This window comes from Azospirillum sp. TSH20, assembly GCF_003115935.1.
In the GTDB taxonomy this organism is placed as follows: domain Bacteria; phylum Pseudomonadota; class Alphaproteobacteria; order Azospirillales; family Azospirillaceae; genus Azospirillum.
Window position 1 is genome coordinate 60,181 of sequence record NZ_LGQU01000096.1, and the last position, 15,791, is coordinate 75,971.

14 protein-coding genes and 1 pseudogene are annotated in these 15,791 nt (G+C 66.9%); 12 read left to right on the plus strand and 3 right to left on the minus strand.

Annotation, left to right across the window (positions count from 1 at the left end; genetic code table 11):
• Positions 1–264 precede the first annotated feature (264 nt).
• Positions 265–1,551: pseudogene (locus TSH20_RS24060) on the minus strand (ISNCY family transposase); the annotation flags it as partial.
• A 414-nt stretch (positions 1,552–1,965) separates the two neighbouring features.
• Between TSH20_RS24060 and TSH20_RS24065 the strand changes: the two are divergent.
• The 12 genes from TSH20_RS24065 (at position 1,966) to TSH20_RS24120 (ending at position 14,448) form a co-directional block, all read left to right on the plus strand.
• Entirely contained in the window at positions 1,966–2,901 is a 936-nt protein-coding gene (locus tag TSH20_RS24065) for a flavin reductase (protein ID WP_109155750.1), read from the plus strand.
• 35 nt (positions 2,902–2,936) lie between these two features.
• On the plus strand, positions 2,937–4,448 hold the full coding sequence (locus TSH20_RS24070) for an aldehyde dehydrogenase (RefSeq protein WP_109155749.1): 1,512 nt from the start codon (positions 2,937–2,939) through the stop codon (positions 4,446–4,448).
• 45 nt (positions 4,449–4,493) lie between these two features.
• Entirely contained in the window at positions 4,494–5,609 is a 1,116-nt protein-coding gene (locus TSH20_RS24075) for an LLM class flavin-dependent oxidoreductase (RefSeq protein ID WP_109155748.1), read from the plus strand.
• A 2-nt stretch (positions 5,610–5,611) separates the two neighbouring features.
• Complete coding sequence (locus tag TSH20_RS24080; RefSeq protein ID WP_109155747.1) at positions 5,612–6,454, plus strand: alpha/beta fold hydrolase; 843 nt, start codon at positions 5,612–5,614, stop codon at positions 6,452–6,454.
• Entirely contained in the window at positions 6,447–6,845 is a 399-nt protein-coding gene (locus tag TSH20_RS24085; protein ID WP_109155746.1) for a carboxymuconolactone decarboxylase family protein, read from the plus strand. Before TSH20_RS24080 ends, TSH20_RS24085 begins: the two co-directional genes overlap by 8 nt.
• A complete protein-coding gene (locus TSH20_RS24090) occupies positions 6,842–7,156 on the plus strand; it encodes an NIPSNAP family protein (RefSeq protein ID WP_109155745.1) in 315 nt (104 codons plus the stop codon). The genes TSH20_RS24085 and TSH20_RS24090 overlap by 4 nt, the downstream gene beginning before the upstream one ends.
• 278 nt (positions 7,157–7,434) lie before the next feature.
• Positions 7,435–8,514 (plus strand): betaine/proline/choline family ABC transporter ATP-binding protein, encoded by a 1,080-nt coding sequence (locus tag TSH20_RS24095; protein WP_256379219.1) that lies wholly within the window; start codon positions 7,435–7,437, stop codon positions 8,512–8,514.
• Positions 8,507–9,469, plus strand: coding sequence for a proline/glycine betaine ABC transporter permease (locus tag TSH20_RS24100; protein WP_109155743.1), 963 nt, complete (start codon positions 8,507–8,509; stop codon positions 9,467–9,469). Before TSH20_RS24095 ends, TSH20_RS24100 begins: the two co-directional genes overlap by 8 nt.
• Positions 9,470–9,539: 70 nt before the next feature.
• Entirely contained in the window at positions 9,540–10,580 is a 1,041-nt protein-coding gene (gene proX, locus TSH20_RS24105) for a glycine betaine/L-proline ABC transporter substrate-binding protein ProX (protein WP_109155742.1), read from the plus strand.
• Positions 10,581–10,680: 100 nt separating this feature from the next.
• The gene (locus tag TSH20_RS24110) at positions 10,681–11,289 is read left to right on the plus strand and encodes an amino acid synthesis family protein (RefSeq protein ID WP_109155796.1); all 609 of its coding nucleotides are present in this window, start codon (positions 10,681–10,683) and stop codon (positions 11,287–11,289) included.
• 23 nt (positions 11,290–11,312) lie between these two features.
• A complete protein-coding gene (locus tag TSH20_RS24115; RefSeq protein ID WP_109155741.1) occupies positions 11,313–12,572 on the plus strand; it encodes an MFS transporter in 1,260 nt (419 codons plus the stop codon).
• Positions 12,573–12,654: 82 nt separating this feature from the next.
• A complete protein-coding gene (locus TSH20_RS24120; RefSeq protein ID WP_109155740.1) occupies positions 12,655–14,448 on the plus strand; it encodes a helix-turn-helix domain-containing protein in 1,794 nt (597 codons plus the stop codon).
• Between the two features lie 79 nt (positions 14,449–14,527).
• Here TSH20_RS24120 and TSH20_RS24125 read toward each other — a convergent pair whose 3' ends face one another.
• Complete coding sequence (locus TSH20_RS24125) at positions 14,528–15,097, minus strand: histidine phosphatase family protein (RefSeq protein ID WP_109155739.1); 570 nt, start codon at positions 15,095–15,097, stop codon at positions 14,528–14,530.
• A complete protein-coding gene (gph, locus tag TSH20_RS24130; protein ID WP_247871136.1) occupies positions 15,091–15,786 on the minus strand; it encodes a phosphoglycolate phosphatase in 696 nt (231 codons plus the stop codon). The genes TSH20_RS24125 and gph overlap by 7 nt, the downstream gene beginning before the upstream one ends.
• Positions 15,787–15,791: the final 5 nt, after the last annotated feature.

Consider the following 15,791-nt stretch of genomic DNA (forward strand, 5'->3'; position numbering starts at 1 on the left):
GGCGGGCTTTGGGCTTTGTGTGGTTGTGGCCGGCCTTCTTCGGCATATCTGGCATGGCTGCGTTCGGGTTCGGCTCGGCGGCGCGGTCAAGCCCCATCGCCGCTCTGCGGTGCGCCGCAGGCGCAGGGCTTGACGGCGACGCTGATCGCCGAGCCATCATCCTGCTGCCAGAGATGCCTGCCCCACCGGGGCTCACGGATAGAGGGCAAACAGCTGCGGTCAGTCGGCCATACAGGCACCTTCAGCCGGTCCGCTGTTCGACTTGCGCCGGCCTGTCTTGCGGTAGCCGTTCTTTTCGCTGTTGGTCTTCACCCGAGGCGGCGGCCGGCTCTCCTGCATCTCCTTCACCTGGGCCAGCACAGCGCTCAGCCGCTTGTTCTCCACGATGTCGGCTTGACTGACCCGCTGGTCCTTGTCGAAGGCCCGATAAGGCAGTGCCACGCCCTTCCACCACACCTCCAGACGGCCGTCGGCGAAGGCGTAGGTGTCGACATACTGGCCGACCAGCCCCCGCGTCAGCTCGGTTTCCTCCAGCATGATCAGCTTGCGCTCGTAGGACAGCGTCAGCTGCTGCCCGACATGGCGCTGTTCACGCCAGCACAGCACTTGGCGCAGCCGATCCGGCGCGAGGTTCAGCGGCCGGTGCAGATCGTCCGGCCGGGCAGGGGGCAGGGCAAAGCGGGCGTTGAAGCGCTCGACGAAGCCGGGCAGGAAGGCGTTGCCCGCCTCGATGCCGGTGACGCCGGCCAGCCGCAACTCCTTCACCAGCCGGTCCTGCAGCGTCCGGTTCACCCGCTCGACCCGACCTTTGGCCTGGCTGGAGTTGGCGCACAAGATCTCGATGTTCAATTCCGCCAACGCCCGGCCGAACTGCGTCATGCCCTGGCCGCCCTTCGCCTCGCGCTGCGAGACCCGGAACACCGAGTATTTGTCCGAGTAGAGGGCCAACGGCCGGCCATGGGCGTTCAGATAGCCCTCCAGCGCCTCGAAGTAGGAAAAGGCGCTCTCCGAGACGGCGAAGCGAAGCTGCATCAGCCGGCCCGTCGCATCGTCGATGAACACCAGAAGCGTGCAGGGATCGGCGCGATCCTCGAACCAGCGGTGCTCGCTGCCGTCGATCTGGATCAACTCGCCGAACCGTTCGCGGCGCAGTCGGGGAGGGTGGAACTGCCGGCGCTGCCGGCGCGACAGCCAAAGGCCAGCCGCCGCCATCCACTGGCGCAACGTCTCGCGCGAAACCGTCAGCCCATGCTTGTCCCGCAGCATTTCCGCCGCCAAGGTCGGGCCGAAATCGCCATAGCGGCTGCGGACAAGTTCCAGCGCCCGCTCCCGCACCTCATCGCCAAGCCGCCGGTTCGATGGACGGCCGCGCCCACGGTGAACCAGAGCGCCGCCGCCACCGGCCTTGTAGCGCGCCAACAGCCGCCACACCTGACGCTCGCTCAAACCCAGAACCGACGCCGCCGATCCGACTCCGCGGCGACCGCTCAGCACATCGCCGAGAACCTCGACGCGCTGCAACTCCCGTTCGCTCATCGTGATCCAGCCCATCGCCAGCCTCCCAGCCGTCGCAAACCTGGCGGAAGACTGACAGTTCTATGTTGCGAGGGACTGACATTTTGACATTGCGCCTACAATCAAAAAACACATAAGGCGCCTTATGGAAATAGGACGCGGACTATGCGACATCGCATAAGAAGGCGCTTGTGCCCGGCCATATCGTCATGGTCAACCCAGCGCCCACTAGCGCGGCGGCAACCGACGCATCCACGTCGCAGCTGCCGCGACAGGAGGCGTTCCTCGGAATCGATGGGACAAAATGTCGCAGCTTCCGCTGCCCCGGAGGAAGATGGCCGCGTCCGCCCGGCGTAGCCTCGTCCTTGTCATGGAAGGGAGGTTGACGTGACAGTCTCTTCGAATGAACCAACGCCCATAAATCAAAGGGACCTCCGAAACGCCTTCGGCATGTTCCCGACCGGAGTCACGGTCGTCACCGTGCTTGACGAAGAGGGAAATCCGCGTGGGATCACGGCGAATTCCTTCACGTCCGTTTCACTCGATCCTCCGCTTGTCCTCGTCTGTATCGGCAATCGGTCGTTCAGTTTTCCGATCTTCTGCAGCGCGCCATCCTTCGCCGTGAACCTGCTGCACGAGGGACAGGCCGATGTATCCAGCCTTTTCGCCTCTCGTTCACCCGAGAAATTCCACTCAACCGGGTTTGGCCCGAAACACACCGGCGCACCGGTCCTGACCGATTGCCTCGCCTGGTTCGATTGCACGGTGCATGACCGTGTCTTCGCCGGTGACCATCTCATTCTCATCGGTCGCGTACAGGACTTCGGTCCAAGCGAAACGGCAAACCGGACAGCTCCGCTCGGCTTCTGCCGAGGCAGGTACACGACGGTGCGCGACTCTCTGGACGCCGGTGCAGAGGCACCGCACGGCATTCAGGTCGGCTACCTCGTCGAAGCGGACGACGGTATCCTGCTGCAGTCCGACGGAGCGGGCGGTTGGCGCCTGCCGGGCGGTCGCAGCCGCAAGGCCGAACGGTCACTGCTTCTGGCAGACGGGGGTACGCTGCCGCTGCGGCCGGATGACAGCTTCCTCTATTCGGTCTTCGACATTGCCGGACAGGACGCCGGCTGTCTGGTCTATCGCGCCCGCCTCTCGGCCGACGCGACGGCCACGACCCTGCCGCCGGGCTTCCGCTTCTTCGCGCTCGACGCCCTGCCCTTCGAGGCGATGCCGATGCGCGAGACCCGGGCGATGCTGCGCCGCTATGTCCGGGAACGCCGAGCGGACCGCTTCGGCATCTACATCGACTCAAGCGATGGCGGACGGCTGGCGATGGTCGACGGCAGCACCTCTTCCTGGCCCGGCGCTTTCGCCGAAAACGGCTGACTCCCGCCGCTCCCTCACAAAAATACGAGATCGCGATGCACACCACCTGCAGATCGCTCGAAGGCACCCGCCGCGCCCTCTATATCGGCGGACGGTTCGTGGAACCGAAAAGCGGCCGCTACATTCCGAGCTACGATCCCACCACCGCTGAGCCCTGGTACGAGCTGGCCGATGCTGGCGAGGAGGATGTCGACGCCGCCGTCGCCGCTGCACGGGCCGCATTCGTCGATCCGGCCTGGCGGCGCATGACCCAGAGCGACCGCGGCAAGCTCGTGCACCGTCTGGCCGAGCTGATCCTCGCCAACGCTGAAGAACTGGCGCTGATGGAAACCCGGGACAATGGCAAGCTGATCAAGGAGATGCGTGCCCAGATGCGCGCCATCCCCGACAGCTACCTCTACTTCGCCGGAATGGCCGACAAACTGCAGGGCGACACCATCCCGGTGAACAAGCTCGACATGCTGAACTTCAACCTGCGTGAACCGTTGGGTGTCGTCGGCATGATCACGCCGTGGAACTCGCCGCTGATGCTGCTGACCGGCACGCTGGCGCCCTGTCTGGCCATCGGCAACACGGTGGTGATCAAGCCGTCGGAACATGCCACCGCCTCTACCCTGGCGCTCGCCGAACTGGTCACGGAAGCCGGCTTCCCGGACGGCGTGGTGAACGTGGTGACCGGCGGTGGCGGCACCACCGGAGAGGCGCTGACCCGCCATCCCGGCATCGCCAAGATCGTCTTCACCGGCAGCACCCAAACGGGCAGCCGCATCGCCGCCAACGCCGCAGCCAACCTCGTGCCTTGCCAGATGGAGTTGGGCGGCAAGTCGCCTCATGTGGTGTTCGGCGATGTCGACATCGAGCGGGCGGTGAACGGCGTGGTCGCCGGCGTCTTCGCCGCCGCCGGACAGACCTGCGTCGCCGGGTCGCGCTGCTTCGTCGAGGCCGCCATCTACGACCGCTTCGTCGAGGCGCTGGTCGCTCGCACCGGACGCATCACCGTCAGCCACCCGATGGAGGAGAACACCGACATCGGCCCACTTGCCCTGTCGGCGCAGCTCGCCAAGGTCGAGGGCTATGTCGCCTCGGGTCTGCGCGACGGTGCCCGGCTGGCGGCCGGCGGGCGGAGGCCCCAGGCGGCGGGGCTGGAGAAGGGCTGGTATTTCGAGCCGACGGTGCTGGCCGACGCGCACAACGACATGGGCTTCATGCAGGACGAGATATTCGGCCCGGTCGTCGGCGTGGTGCCCTTTGCCTCGGAAGACGAGATGATCGCCATGGCGAACGACACGCGCTATGGCCTCGCATCCGGCATCTGGACCAGCGACATCGACCGCGCCATGCGCTTCGCCACCCGGATCGACGCCGGCACGGTCTGGATCAACACCTACCGTGCCGCCGCCTACATGTCGTCGAACGGCGGCTTCAAGCAGAGCGGCTACGGCCGGCGTGGCGGCTTCGACGTGATGCGCGAATTCTCGCGGTCGAAGAACGTCGTCATCGATTATTCCGGCGCCATGCAGGACCCCTTCGTCATCCGGCTGCGCTGATCCGCCCCGACCGGGCTTCTTCTCCCCCGCATAAAGGACCAGGACATGAAGTTCGCCGTCGCGCTCGCCATGGAGCGCTTTTCACCGCACACGCCGATGAGCGACGTGACCAGCACCATGCTGGAACTGGTGAGAATGGCCGACCAGGGCGGTTTCGAGACCCTGTGGACCGCCGAACATCACACGATCGAGTGCACGATCTCCCCCAACCCCTTCACCATCCTGACCTGGCTCGCCCAGCACACCGAACGCATCCGCCTCGGCACCGCCACGGTCGTCGCCCCCTACTGGAGCCCGATCCGTCTGGCCGGGGAGGCAGCGCTGTGCGACCATCTGACCGGCGGCCGGCTGGAGTTCGGCATCGCCCGGGGCGCCTACCAGTACGAGTTCGACCGCATGGCCGGCGGCATGCCCCAGCAGGAGGGCGTCGCCTACATGAAGGAACTGGTGCCCGCGGTGCAGAAACTGTGGGCCGGCGACTACGCCCATGACGGCCATTACTGGAAATTCCCTCTGGCCACCTCGGTGCCCAAGCCGCTGCAGACGCCGCACCCGCGCATCTGGGTGGCGGCCCGCGATCCGGGCACCTTCGACTGGGCGGTCGGCATCGGCGCCAGCATCCTGTCGACGCCGCTGGCCGCCCCGGCCGCCGAGATCGCCGTGCTGGGCGAAAAGTTCCGCAAGGCGGTGGCCGACCATCCGGAGGTGCCGCGCCCGCGCTTCATGATGCAGCGCCGCACCTGCTGCTACGAGCGGCCGGAGGAGGCCGAACTGGCGGTGCGGCACAGCATCGACTATGGCCGCAGCTTCGAGAACCTGTTCCAGAACATCGGAACGGTGACCAACGGATTCCCGACCGCCGTCTCCTACGAAAGCGTCGCCGGCCGCGACAATTACAAGCCGGAGAATGTCCTGAAGAACCTCATGTTCGGCACGCCGGACGAGGTGATCGAAAAGCTGCTGGATTACGAGGCGGCTGGCGTGGACCAGTTCTCGCTCGGCCTGTCCTTCAACCTGCCGTTCGAGTTGCAGCGCAAGACGCTCGACTTGTTCACCCGAGAGGTGCTGCCCGTCTTCGCCGCCCGCGAGCGAGACCGACAGCGCGAGGAGGATCGGCGCATTGCCGCGGCGGCGCCGCGCATGGCTGCGGCGGGACGTTGACCATGGCGGCATCCCGTCACTTCACAGTCGGGCCGGTGACGCTGAACTACCGGCTCGACGGCCGGGGTCCGGAGCCGCTGGTCTGCGTCCACGGCGTCGGCTCCTACCTGGAGGCCTGGAGCGGTGTGGTCGAGCGGCTGGCCGACCGCTTCACCATCCTGACCTTCGACCTGCGCGGCCATGGCGGCTCCACCCGGATCAAGGGCCGCTACGAGATCGATGATTTCGTCGGCGAGACGCTGGCTCTGGCCGACCATGTCGGGTTCGGCCGCTTCAACCTGGCGGGATTCTCGCTCGGCGGGCTGATCGCACAGCGCCTGACATTGGATCACCCCGAGCGCGTCAAGCGCCTCGTGCTGCTGTCCACCGTCGCCGGACGCAACCCGGAGGAACGGCGGCGGGTGCTGGACCGCCTTGCCGCCTTGCAGGCCGGCCAGCCGGGTTCGCACTATGACGCCTCCCTGTCGCGCTGGCTGACGGAGGGCTTCCAGGAGCGGAACCCGGACTTGATTCAGGTCCTGCGCCGGCGCAACGCCGAGAACGACCCCGATTGCTACGCCGCCGCCTACCGCGTCCTGGCGGAAACCGACTTCGGCGGTTTCCTCGATCAGATCCGCTGTCCGACCTTGGTCGCGACGGGCGAAGAGGACATCGGCTCAAACCCGCGCATGGCCCGCACCATGCACGACAGCATTCCCGGTTCCGAACTGCACATCCTGCCCGGCTTGCGTCATTCGATCCTGATCGAGGCGCCGGACGCGGTGGCGGGGCTGATGGGACGCTTCCTGACGCCGGCCCACCTTCCTCCCGCCGACCACCCAAAGGAGACTGCAAGCCATGGATGAGCCCCTGCAACGGGCGGGTGAGCGCGTCCGACGCGACGTGCTCGGCGACGCCTATGTCGACCGCGCGATGGCCGCGGCCGACGACTTCTCCCGCCCCTTTCAGCAGATGGTCAATGAATATTGCTGGGGGCAATGCTGGGCGGACGACGCGCTCGACCGCCGCCAGCGCAGCCTGCTGAACCTCGGCATGATCGCGGCGCTGGGACGCATGCACGAGTTCGAGCTTCATTTGCGCGGCGCCATCCGCAACGGCCTTTCCGATGCCGAACTGCAGGCGGCGCTGATCCAGATCGCGGTCTATTGCGGCATTCCCGCCGGCGTCGAGTGCTTCCGCATCGCCCGTAAAATCCGGCAGGAGAACGCCGAAGACGGCACGGGAGGCACGCCATGATCGTCGAGGAACGGATCTATCGCATCCGCTCGGGCAAGCTGCGCGACTATCTGGCGCTCGTGCAGAACGAAGGGCTGGAAATCCAGCAACCGATCCTCGGCAACCTGATCGGCTACTTCGTCAGCGAGATCGGCCCACTCAATCATGTCGTCCATATGTGGGGATACGCGGATTTCGAGGACCGCACCGCCCGCCGCCAACGGCTCTCCGAGGATCCGCGCTGGCAGGCCTTCATCCCGAAGCTGACGGCACTGATCGAAACGGCGGAAAACCGCATCCTGCTGCCGACTGCTTTTTCGCCCCTGAGATGACGGAGACGCGTCGCCCGCATGCTCCGGTTCGCAGGAATGATTGGGCTGCGTTTCCTCCGTTTGACGGGAAGACAGGAAGAGGTCCAGTTTTTCTAAATGGGCGTAAGTAAAAAACTTTGAAGACAGGGAAAGCCCACCGACCACAACGATGGGAGACGGTTGTGACCGAACGACTGAGGGTAGAGAATCTTTGTAAAGTTTTCTCCAAATCTCCCGAGCCGGCTTTGAAAATGCTCGCAGCCGGTGCGAAAAAGTCCGAAGTGCTGGCAAAGACCGGAATGGTCGTAGGGTTGAACGACGTTTCACTGTCGGTGCAGAGCGGCGCTATCTACATGGTGATGGGGCTGTCGGGGTCGGGCAAGTCCACCCTGGCGCGCTGCATCAACCGGCTGAACGAACCGAGCGCCGGCCGCATCCTGCTGGACGGCCAGGATATCGTCGCCGCCGGCGAGGCGGAACTCCGCGACATCCGCCGCACGCGGATCTCGATGGTGTTCCAGCACTTCGCCCTGCTGCCCAACCGCACCGTCGCCGAGAACGCGGAATTCGGCCTGAAGCTCCAGGGGGTGTCCCCCCAGGTCCGGCGGCGCCGGGCGGAAGAGGTTCTGTCGATCGTCGGGCTGGCGCGCTGGGGAAACCATTATCCCCATGAGTTGAGCGGCGGCATGCGCCAGCGGGTCGGATTGGCCCGCGCGCTCGCCACCGACGCCGACGTGCTGATCATGGACGAGGCGTTCAGCGCACTCGATCCGCTGATCCGGACGGAGATGCAGGACGAACTGCTGCGCCTGCAGCGCACCCTGAAGAAGACCATCCTGTTCATCACCCACGACTTCCAGGAAGCGCTGAAGCTCGGCACCCGGATCGCCATCATGGCCGACGGCGAACTGGTCCGCGAAGGCACGCCCCAGTCGATCGTGCTGGAGCCCGGCAGCGACTATGTTGCCGCCTTCACCCGCGAGGTCGACCGCTCGCGCCTGTTCGACGCCCGTTCGGCGATGAGCCCGGTGCAGCCCGTTCCGCTGGCTGCCGGACTGTGCCTCGCCGAGACCGGCGACGGCGGCGGGCTGGTGCTGGACGACGGCGGGCATGTCGTCGGCGTGCTGGACGCCGAGACGCTCCGGAGCCTGCGCGACGGCAAGCCCTATGGGGACACAAATTTCGGAACCCTCCGCAAGGATTTCGTCACCGTGCGCGAAGGCGACAGCCTCCTCGACGCCGCCCGCGCCCACCGGGCCGGACGACCGATGGCGGTCGTCGACGAGGAAGGCCGGTTGACCGGAACGCTCGCCGGCGATCGCATTCTGGCCGGCATCGCGTCGGCCCCTCCTCACCCCGTGGGAGGTCTGCATGCTTGACGCCAATGACCTGAATGTCTTCCCCGTCGACGCCTGGATTCAGGACGGCGTCGCCTGGATCGCGCTGAATCTGCGTCCGCTCTTCCTCGCCATCAAATGGCCGGTCGAATATGTCCTGACGCTCAATATCTTCCTGCTTCAGGAAATTCCCTTCCTCGCCGTCGTGGCGGTGGCGGTGCTGCTGGCTTGGCGGCTGGCAAGCCTGGGCGTCGCCTGCTTCACCGGCGTCGCCCTGATCGCCATCGCCGCCCTGGGGGTGTGGTCGGAAGCGATGACGACCCTGTCGCTGATCACCACGGCCATCGTCATCTGCGCGGCCATCGGCATCCCGATCGGCATCGGCTGTGCCCGCAGCGACCGCTTGTGGGGCGTGGTCCGTCCGATCCTCGATATCATGCAGACCACCCCGACCTTCGTGTATCTGGTTCCGGTGGTGATGCTGTTCGGCGTCGGCACGGTGCCGGGCGAGGTGGCGGTGGTGACGGCGGCGGCGCCGCCGCTGATCCGCTTCACCAATCTCGGCATCCGCATGGTCGAGACCGAGATGGTCGAGGCGGGCCTCGCCTTCGGCGCCACCAAGCGGCAGCTGCTGTGGGAGGTTCAGCTTCCCCTTGCCGTGCCGACCATCCTCGGCGGTCTGAACCAGACGGTGCTGACCGCAATGGTGATGTCGGTGGTCGTCGCCATGATCGGGGCGGAGGGGCTGGGGCTGGTGGTGCTCCAGGGACTCGGACGGCTCGACGTCGGCCGCGCCGCGGTGGGCGGCATCGCCATCGTCCTGCTCGCCATGGTGCTCGATCGCATCACCCAGAAGATGGCCCAGCCCAGCGGCCCCGGCGGACGCCCGCTGTTTCGCAGCCTGCGGGCGCTGGTCCGCTCCGGCAGACCGATCGAGGACAAGGGGGTCGCCCGGCCGGCCGTCTCCAATCCCGTCATCTCCAGTCCGGACCAGTGACTCCGACCCGCGCCACATCCTGGTACCCGGTTCCCCCCTATCCCGTCCCGCCCCGTTCGAGGAGACCGTCATGCCCTTCTTCAACGCCAAATCGGCCATAAAATTTCTGCCCGTCGCCGCATTCCTCACCTTGGGCTGCGCCCAACCCTCGCTGGCCGCCGACCAGCCCGGCAAGGGCAAGATCATCCGCTACGCCCAATCCGACAGTCTGGGCGCCAACTACGTCACCGCCCAGATCGTCTCCGCCGCCTTCAAGGAACTGGGATATTCGGTCAAGCTCAGCACACTCAGCACGACCCTGTTCTTCCAGGCGGCCGCGCAGGGCGACCTGGATATCGCCACCGACATCAACTTCCCCCAGCGCGAACCCGCCTTCCGCAAGGTGGAGCAGCAGGCGATGATCGTTGGCGGCGGACTGATCAAGGAAGGCGGCGTCAACGGCTATCTGATCGACAAGAAGACGGCCGACGCCCATCACATCACCTCGCTGGAGCAGATGAAGGATCCAAAAATCGCCGCGCTGTTCGGCAAGGGCGGCAAGGCCGATCTGGTCAATTGCGATCCCGGCTGGAGCTGCGGCGACGTGGTCGACTACCAGCTCGACAAGTTCGGCCTGAAGGACACGGTGAATTCGGTCCGCGGCAAGTACGAGCCGCTGATGGTGGAGGCCGTCGCCCGCGTCCGCCGCGGCGAACCGGCCTTCTTCTATGCCTGGAGTCCGTCCTGGGTCACCAACACGCTGATCCCGGGCAAGGACGTGGTCTGGCTGCCCACCCCGTTCGACGCCCTGCCGCCGTCGGTGCCCAACAAGGGAACCGCCCTCGTCAAAGGCGTATCGGGCTGCGCCGGCGATGCCGACCCTTGCCGGATGGCCATGGCGTCGTGGAACTGGAACACCGTTGCCAACCGCGACTTCATCGCCGCCAACCCAGCGGTGAAGGCGCTGGTCGAATCCATCGGCTTCCCGCTGCAGACCTGGGCCGGCTGGGAACGCAGCATCAGCGAGAAGGGTGCCAGCGAAAGCCACATCCGCGCACTCGCCCAGGAATGGCTCTCCGCCAACAAACCCACGTTCGAGCAATGGGTCGCCAGCGCCAAGGCGGCAAGCTGAACACTCGCGAACGCCCACCAGCCTCCACCCCCGAAGCCGCCGGCCGCACCCGGTCCGGCCGGCGCCGGGGAACGGACATCAGAGAATCGGACAGGACATGATGGACATTGGACTGCGAAAGATCTCCACCTTCATCGAGGAGACCATCGTCGAAGGCGGCAAGCCGGCCGAACGGCCGATCACGTCGGTCGTGGTTGCCGCCGTGCTGCGCAATCCCTGGGCCGGCCAGGGATTCGTCGAAAATCTGCGTCCGGAAATTCTGCGTGTGGCGCCGGTGCTGGGGGCGGAAATGACGCGGCGGCTTGTCGCCCTCATGCCGGCAGAACGTATCGAAGCCTACGGCAAGGCCGCCTCGGTCGGCGTCAACGGCGAGATCGAGCATGCCTCGGCCCTGATCCATACCCTGCGCTTCGGCAACATGTTCCGCGAAGCGGCGCAGGGAACCACCTTCCTCAGCTTCACCAACACCCGCAACGCCCCGGGCGCGCTGCTCGCCCTGCCGATGATCCACAAGACCGAGACCGGCAAGCGGGCCCATTTCCTGACCGCGAACTTCCAGGTTCCCGACGCACCCGGTCCCGACGAATTGCTGGTCGCCATCGGCGCGTCGGACGGCAGTCGCGCCCACCCGCGCATCGGCGACCGCTTTCTCGACATGGAGGAGATGGAGGCCGAAAAAGCCGGCGCCCTCACCTTCGCCCGGACCTGAGCCGGACGGAGACGCGGAGATTGATGCCGCCGCTGCTGCCGGTCATGGCCGCCGCCATTCTGCTTCAGGCCGGCAACGGACTGCTCCAGGCCCTGCTGCCGTTGCGCATGCAGGCACAGGGCCTGTCGGCGGCCGATATCGGCATGGTCGCGTCCGGTTACGGCATCGGCTTCGCCGCCGGCTGCCTTGCCGCCCCCAGGGTGGTTCGCCGTCTTGGTTTCGTCCGTGCCTATGCCGGACTGGCCGCGCTCATGGCGATCCTGGTTTTGGCCCTGCCGCTGGCCGGTGGCGGCATCGGTTGGTTCCTGTTGCGGGCGATGACCGGCGTCGGGTTCGCAGGCCTGTTCACGGTGGTCGAAGGATGGATCGGCACCGGAGCGCAGAATGGCCAGCGCGGGCGCATCCTGGCGATCTACATGGTCACCACCAAGCTGGCGCTGATGGCAGGTCCCCTTCTGCTCGACCCCGGCGGCGACCAGCCCTTCCGGCTGCTGATCCTCCTGATCCTGCTCTCGGTGCTGCCGGTCGCCGCCGCCCGCCCTGCCCGCCCGGCCCTGCCGACGGCCGTGACGCTCGACCTGCGCGGGCTGTTCCGGCTGGCGCCGTCCGCCCTGGTCGGCTGCTTCGCGGTCGGCGTGGTGACCGGCACGATGACCGCGTTCGCTCCGCTGTACGGGCTGCGCATCGGCATGTCCGCGTCGGCCGCCGCCACACTGCTCGTTGCGCTCCAGGGCGGCAGCCTGCTTGCCCAATGGCCGCTCGGTGCGCTGTCGGACCGGCGCGACCGGCGCATCGTCATCGCGGCCGTGGCGGCGATCGGCGCCATTCTGTCCGCCGTCATGGCGCTGCTGCCGGCCGGAAGCCCCGAGTGGCTGGTATGGACGGGCTTCGCACTGTGGGGCAGTCAGGTCCTGTGCATCTACGCCCTGTGCGTCGCCCATGCCTGCGACGTGGTGCCGCCGGGCCGCATCGTTCCGACGGTCAGCGGACTGCTGGTGGTCTGGGCCGCCGGAGCGATGATCGGCCCCGTCCCCGGCGCCCTGCTGATGGACAGGTTCGGCCCATCGGGCCTGTTCGTCTATGCCGCCGCCGGCTGCGCCGGACTGACAGTGTTCGTCCTCGTCCGTCGCGTCATACGGGAACGGGAGCATGCGTCCGGACAAACGGCTTTCTCCCCGCTGCCGGCCGAAAGCCTGACCGGGGCCGCGATCTCCAAGCCGCGCATGGTCGTCGACGCGACAGGCGTTGAGACGGCGGACGGCGAACCGCCGGAGGGACGCTGAGGTTCCGGCTTTTTCCGACCGCCATAGCCGGGTTAGAGTCAGAAGGATTTGATCCGGGGCCTGTCCCTTCAGCGGAGGAAACGTGGTCGAGACATCGCGCATCCAGTCGTTGCGCGTGGTGGCAAGCCTGATCAATTCAGGCGGCGATCTGGCGACGGTGCTTCAGCGCCTGGTCCTGGCCGCCTGCCGACATGCCAACTGGTCGATGGGGTCGATCATGGCGGTGGACGTCGAGCATGGCTATGCCCTGGTCGTCGTCCGTCACGACCCGACGCTGATCCAGCGCCCCCTGCCCGACCGCTGGGAGCTTGCGACCAGCCCATCGCTGGTCGCCCTGCGGCGGAACGAGCCGGTCTTCATCCCCGACGCCCGGGTGTCGGAGGAATTTCCCGGCTACCGCCGGGAGGCGTTCGAGCGCGACTATCACAGTGTGCTGGTCGTACCGATGAACTGCACCGACGACAGCGGCCGGCCGCTGGTGCTGAGCGTCGTCTCCCGCAGCATTGTCGAGGTGAGCGAGGAAGATCTGACCTTCATCGGCATGATTGTCCAGCTCGGCGAGATCGCGGTGGAACGCCAGCACCGGTTGCGGGCGGAGTCCCTTGCCGCCGAACGTTTGCAACGGGCGCTGGAAGTGAATACGTCGCTTCTGCGGCAGGCGCTGGAAGATGGGGCGATGGCCACTCTCCTGCCGCTCTTCCGCGACCTGCTGCCCTACTCGATCGTCATCGTCGACTTCACGGCCAACCTCGTCACCGCCGATAGGGCGCCTTGTGGCAGCGACATCGGCGATGCCGACTGGCAGGCGGCGGTCGCGACCAGCCTCGGTCCCTCGATCATGAAGGCGGCGCGCGATGCGATCGACCATCCCGCCGCCGGCGAAGCGACCCTGTTCTGGGAGGTCGGCGGCAAGCGCATCCGCACGGCCCCGCGCATCGACCCGCTGACCGCCGACGGCGAGGTGGTCGGCGCGCTGATGATCTTTCCGGGGCCGCAGCCCTACGGCCAGTCCGATCAGCTCCTCCTCGACGGCATCAAGCATGCTCTCAGCATCCAGATGCTGCGCAACGTCATCCGCTTTCGCTACGAGAACCGCACGCTCACCGATCTGTTCCTGGAACTGGTGGAACGGCGCTGGCGCGATCATCGCGACATCGGGGAGCGCGCGCTCCGGCTCGGCCTCAACCTCGACCTGCCGACCCAGATGATCGTGGTCGGACTGCCCGGCCGCAGTCCGCGGGCGGTGAGCGCCGCGGCCGACCTCCACCTTCCGGTCCAGCGGCTGTTGGCGCCGAGCGGGGTTACCGGAACGCTCGTCACCGTTCCGGCCGGACTGGTCTGCCTCATTCCTGCCGTCGACGAGCGCAGCCAGGGACCGGTCAAGCGGCTGATGGCACAGATTGCGCGATCCGTCGCCAACATCCTGCACGCCGAGCCATTCATCGTGCTGACGAGCCGCTGCACGGCTCCGCCGGATTATGCAGAGGCATGGGAGCGCTCGTGGCGGATGATCCGGATCGCCGAGGAGTTCGGTCGCCCCGGCGTGCTGGATGCCCGGCAGTTCGGCCCGCTACCGATGCTGCTGGCGGCGGCGAACACCCACGAGGTACGCGGCTATGTCGCCGACAGCATCGGCGCTCTTGTCGAGTACGACCGCCGGCATGGAACGCCCTACCTGGAGACGCTTTCCGCTTATCTGAAGACCGGATGCCGGACCAAGGCCTGTTCGGACCAGCTTGGCGTGCACGTCACCACTCTGCGCTATCGTTTGACGCGCATCGCCGAGCTGTTCGGCATCGACGTCGAAAGCCCGGAACGACGCTTCTCGGTCGAACTCGCCATCCACCTGAGCGGGGTTATCGACCAAGCCAATTGATCTTGGAAGGGCTCTGCGTACGCACCCCGTCACTCTGTCCTGCAAGCCGAGCGTCTCCGACAGGCCGGCCCGTTCATTCTCAGCCCATGGATGGAGCCCCACCGCTTTCGCCGGGCATGTCCACTCCAACCATTCCCGTCTGCCGCGTCAGATGGACGGGGGACGCATTCGGCGGCCACAGCATCTTGGAGTGCCGGCCCATCCATCGGCAGAGCACCGGCCATGTGCCGGCATGCGCGACGATCAGCGGCGGACGGCCGTCCGCCGGCACCGGCAGGCCGTCGAGTGCCGCGGTGACGCGGGCGTGAAAGCCGGTCAGGCTTTCTCCGTTCGGCACCTGCTCCCGCAACAGATCGGCGGGAATGGCGCCACCCTCGAGATCGCCCCAACGCCGTTCCTCCAACCCGGGTACAGGCATGACAGGAGCATTCAGGGCATCAGCCAGGATAGCCGCCGTCTCCAGCGCCCGGCGTTGCGGGCTGCTGTAGACGACCGGCACAGCACACCCTTCGGCGAGCAGGGCCGCGGCGGCATCCCGCGCCTGCGCCCGGCCCCGTTCGGTCAGCGACACGTCCCGCGACCCGGCGAGCCAGCCGCCGATATTGCTCTCGGTCTCGCCATGGCGGCAGAAGATGACGGCACTCAACATGACAGCCGTCGCGGCAGATCGGCGAACCCGTCGAGAATGCCGTCGTGCGGCAGGCCATCGAGCGGCACCCGGGCGTAGCCATAGGGCACCACAAGCACCCGCGCGACCTTCGCTGCGCGGGCGGCGGCCACGTCGTGCTCATTGTCGCCGACGAAGGCCGCCTCGTCCGGCCGCACCTCCAGCCGATCCAGCAGACCCAGGACCGGCTCGGGCGAGGGTTTGCGGGTCGGGTAGCTGTCGCCGCCGACCACCGCCGCGAAGACGCCGGCGATGCCCAGATCATCCAGAAGCCGCACCGTCGCCCCCATCGGCTTGTTGGTGCAGACGCCGAGCCGCAAGCCTGCTGTCGCCAGGGCCTCCAGCGTTTCGGCGACGCCTGGATAAAGTGCACTGTGGGCGCTGGGGTCGGCCTCGTAGATGGACAGAAACCGCTGGAGGCAGCGGGCCGCTTCCTCCGGGGTCGGGACCCCGCCGGTGGCGGCCAGCACGCGCTCCACCAGCTTGGGCGCTCCATCGCCGATGAAGGAACGCACCGCCGGCAGATCGACCGGCGGTCGTCCCAGTTCGCCGAGCAGGGCGTTGGAGGCATGCATGAGGTCGGCCGCGCTGTCCACCAGCGTGCCGTCCAGGTCGAAGGCGACGGCGCGGATGGGGCGACGGATGAGGCTGTCGGCGATGGGATCGGTCACGGTGG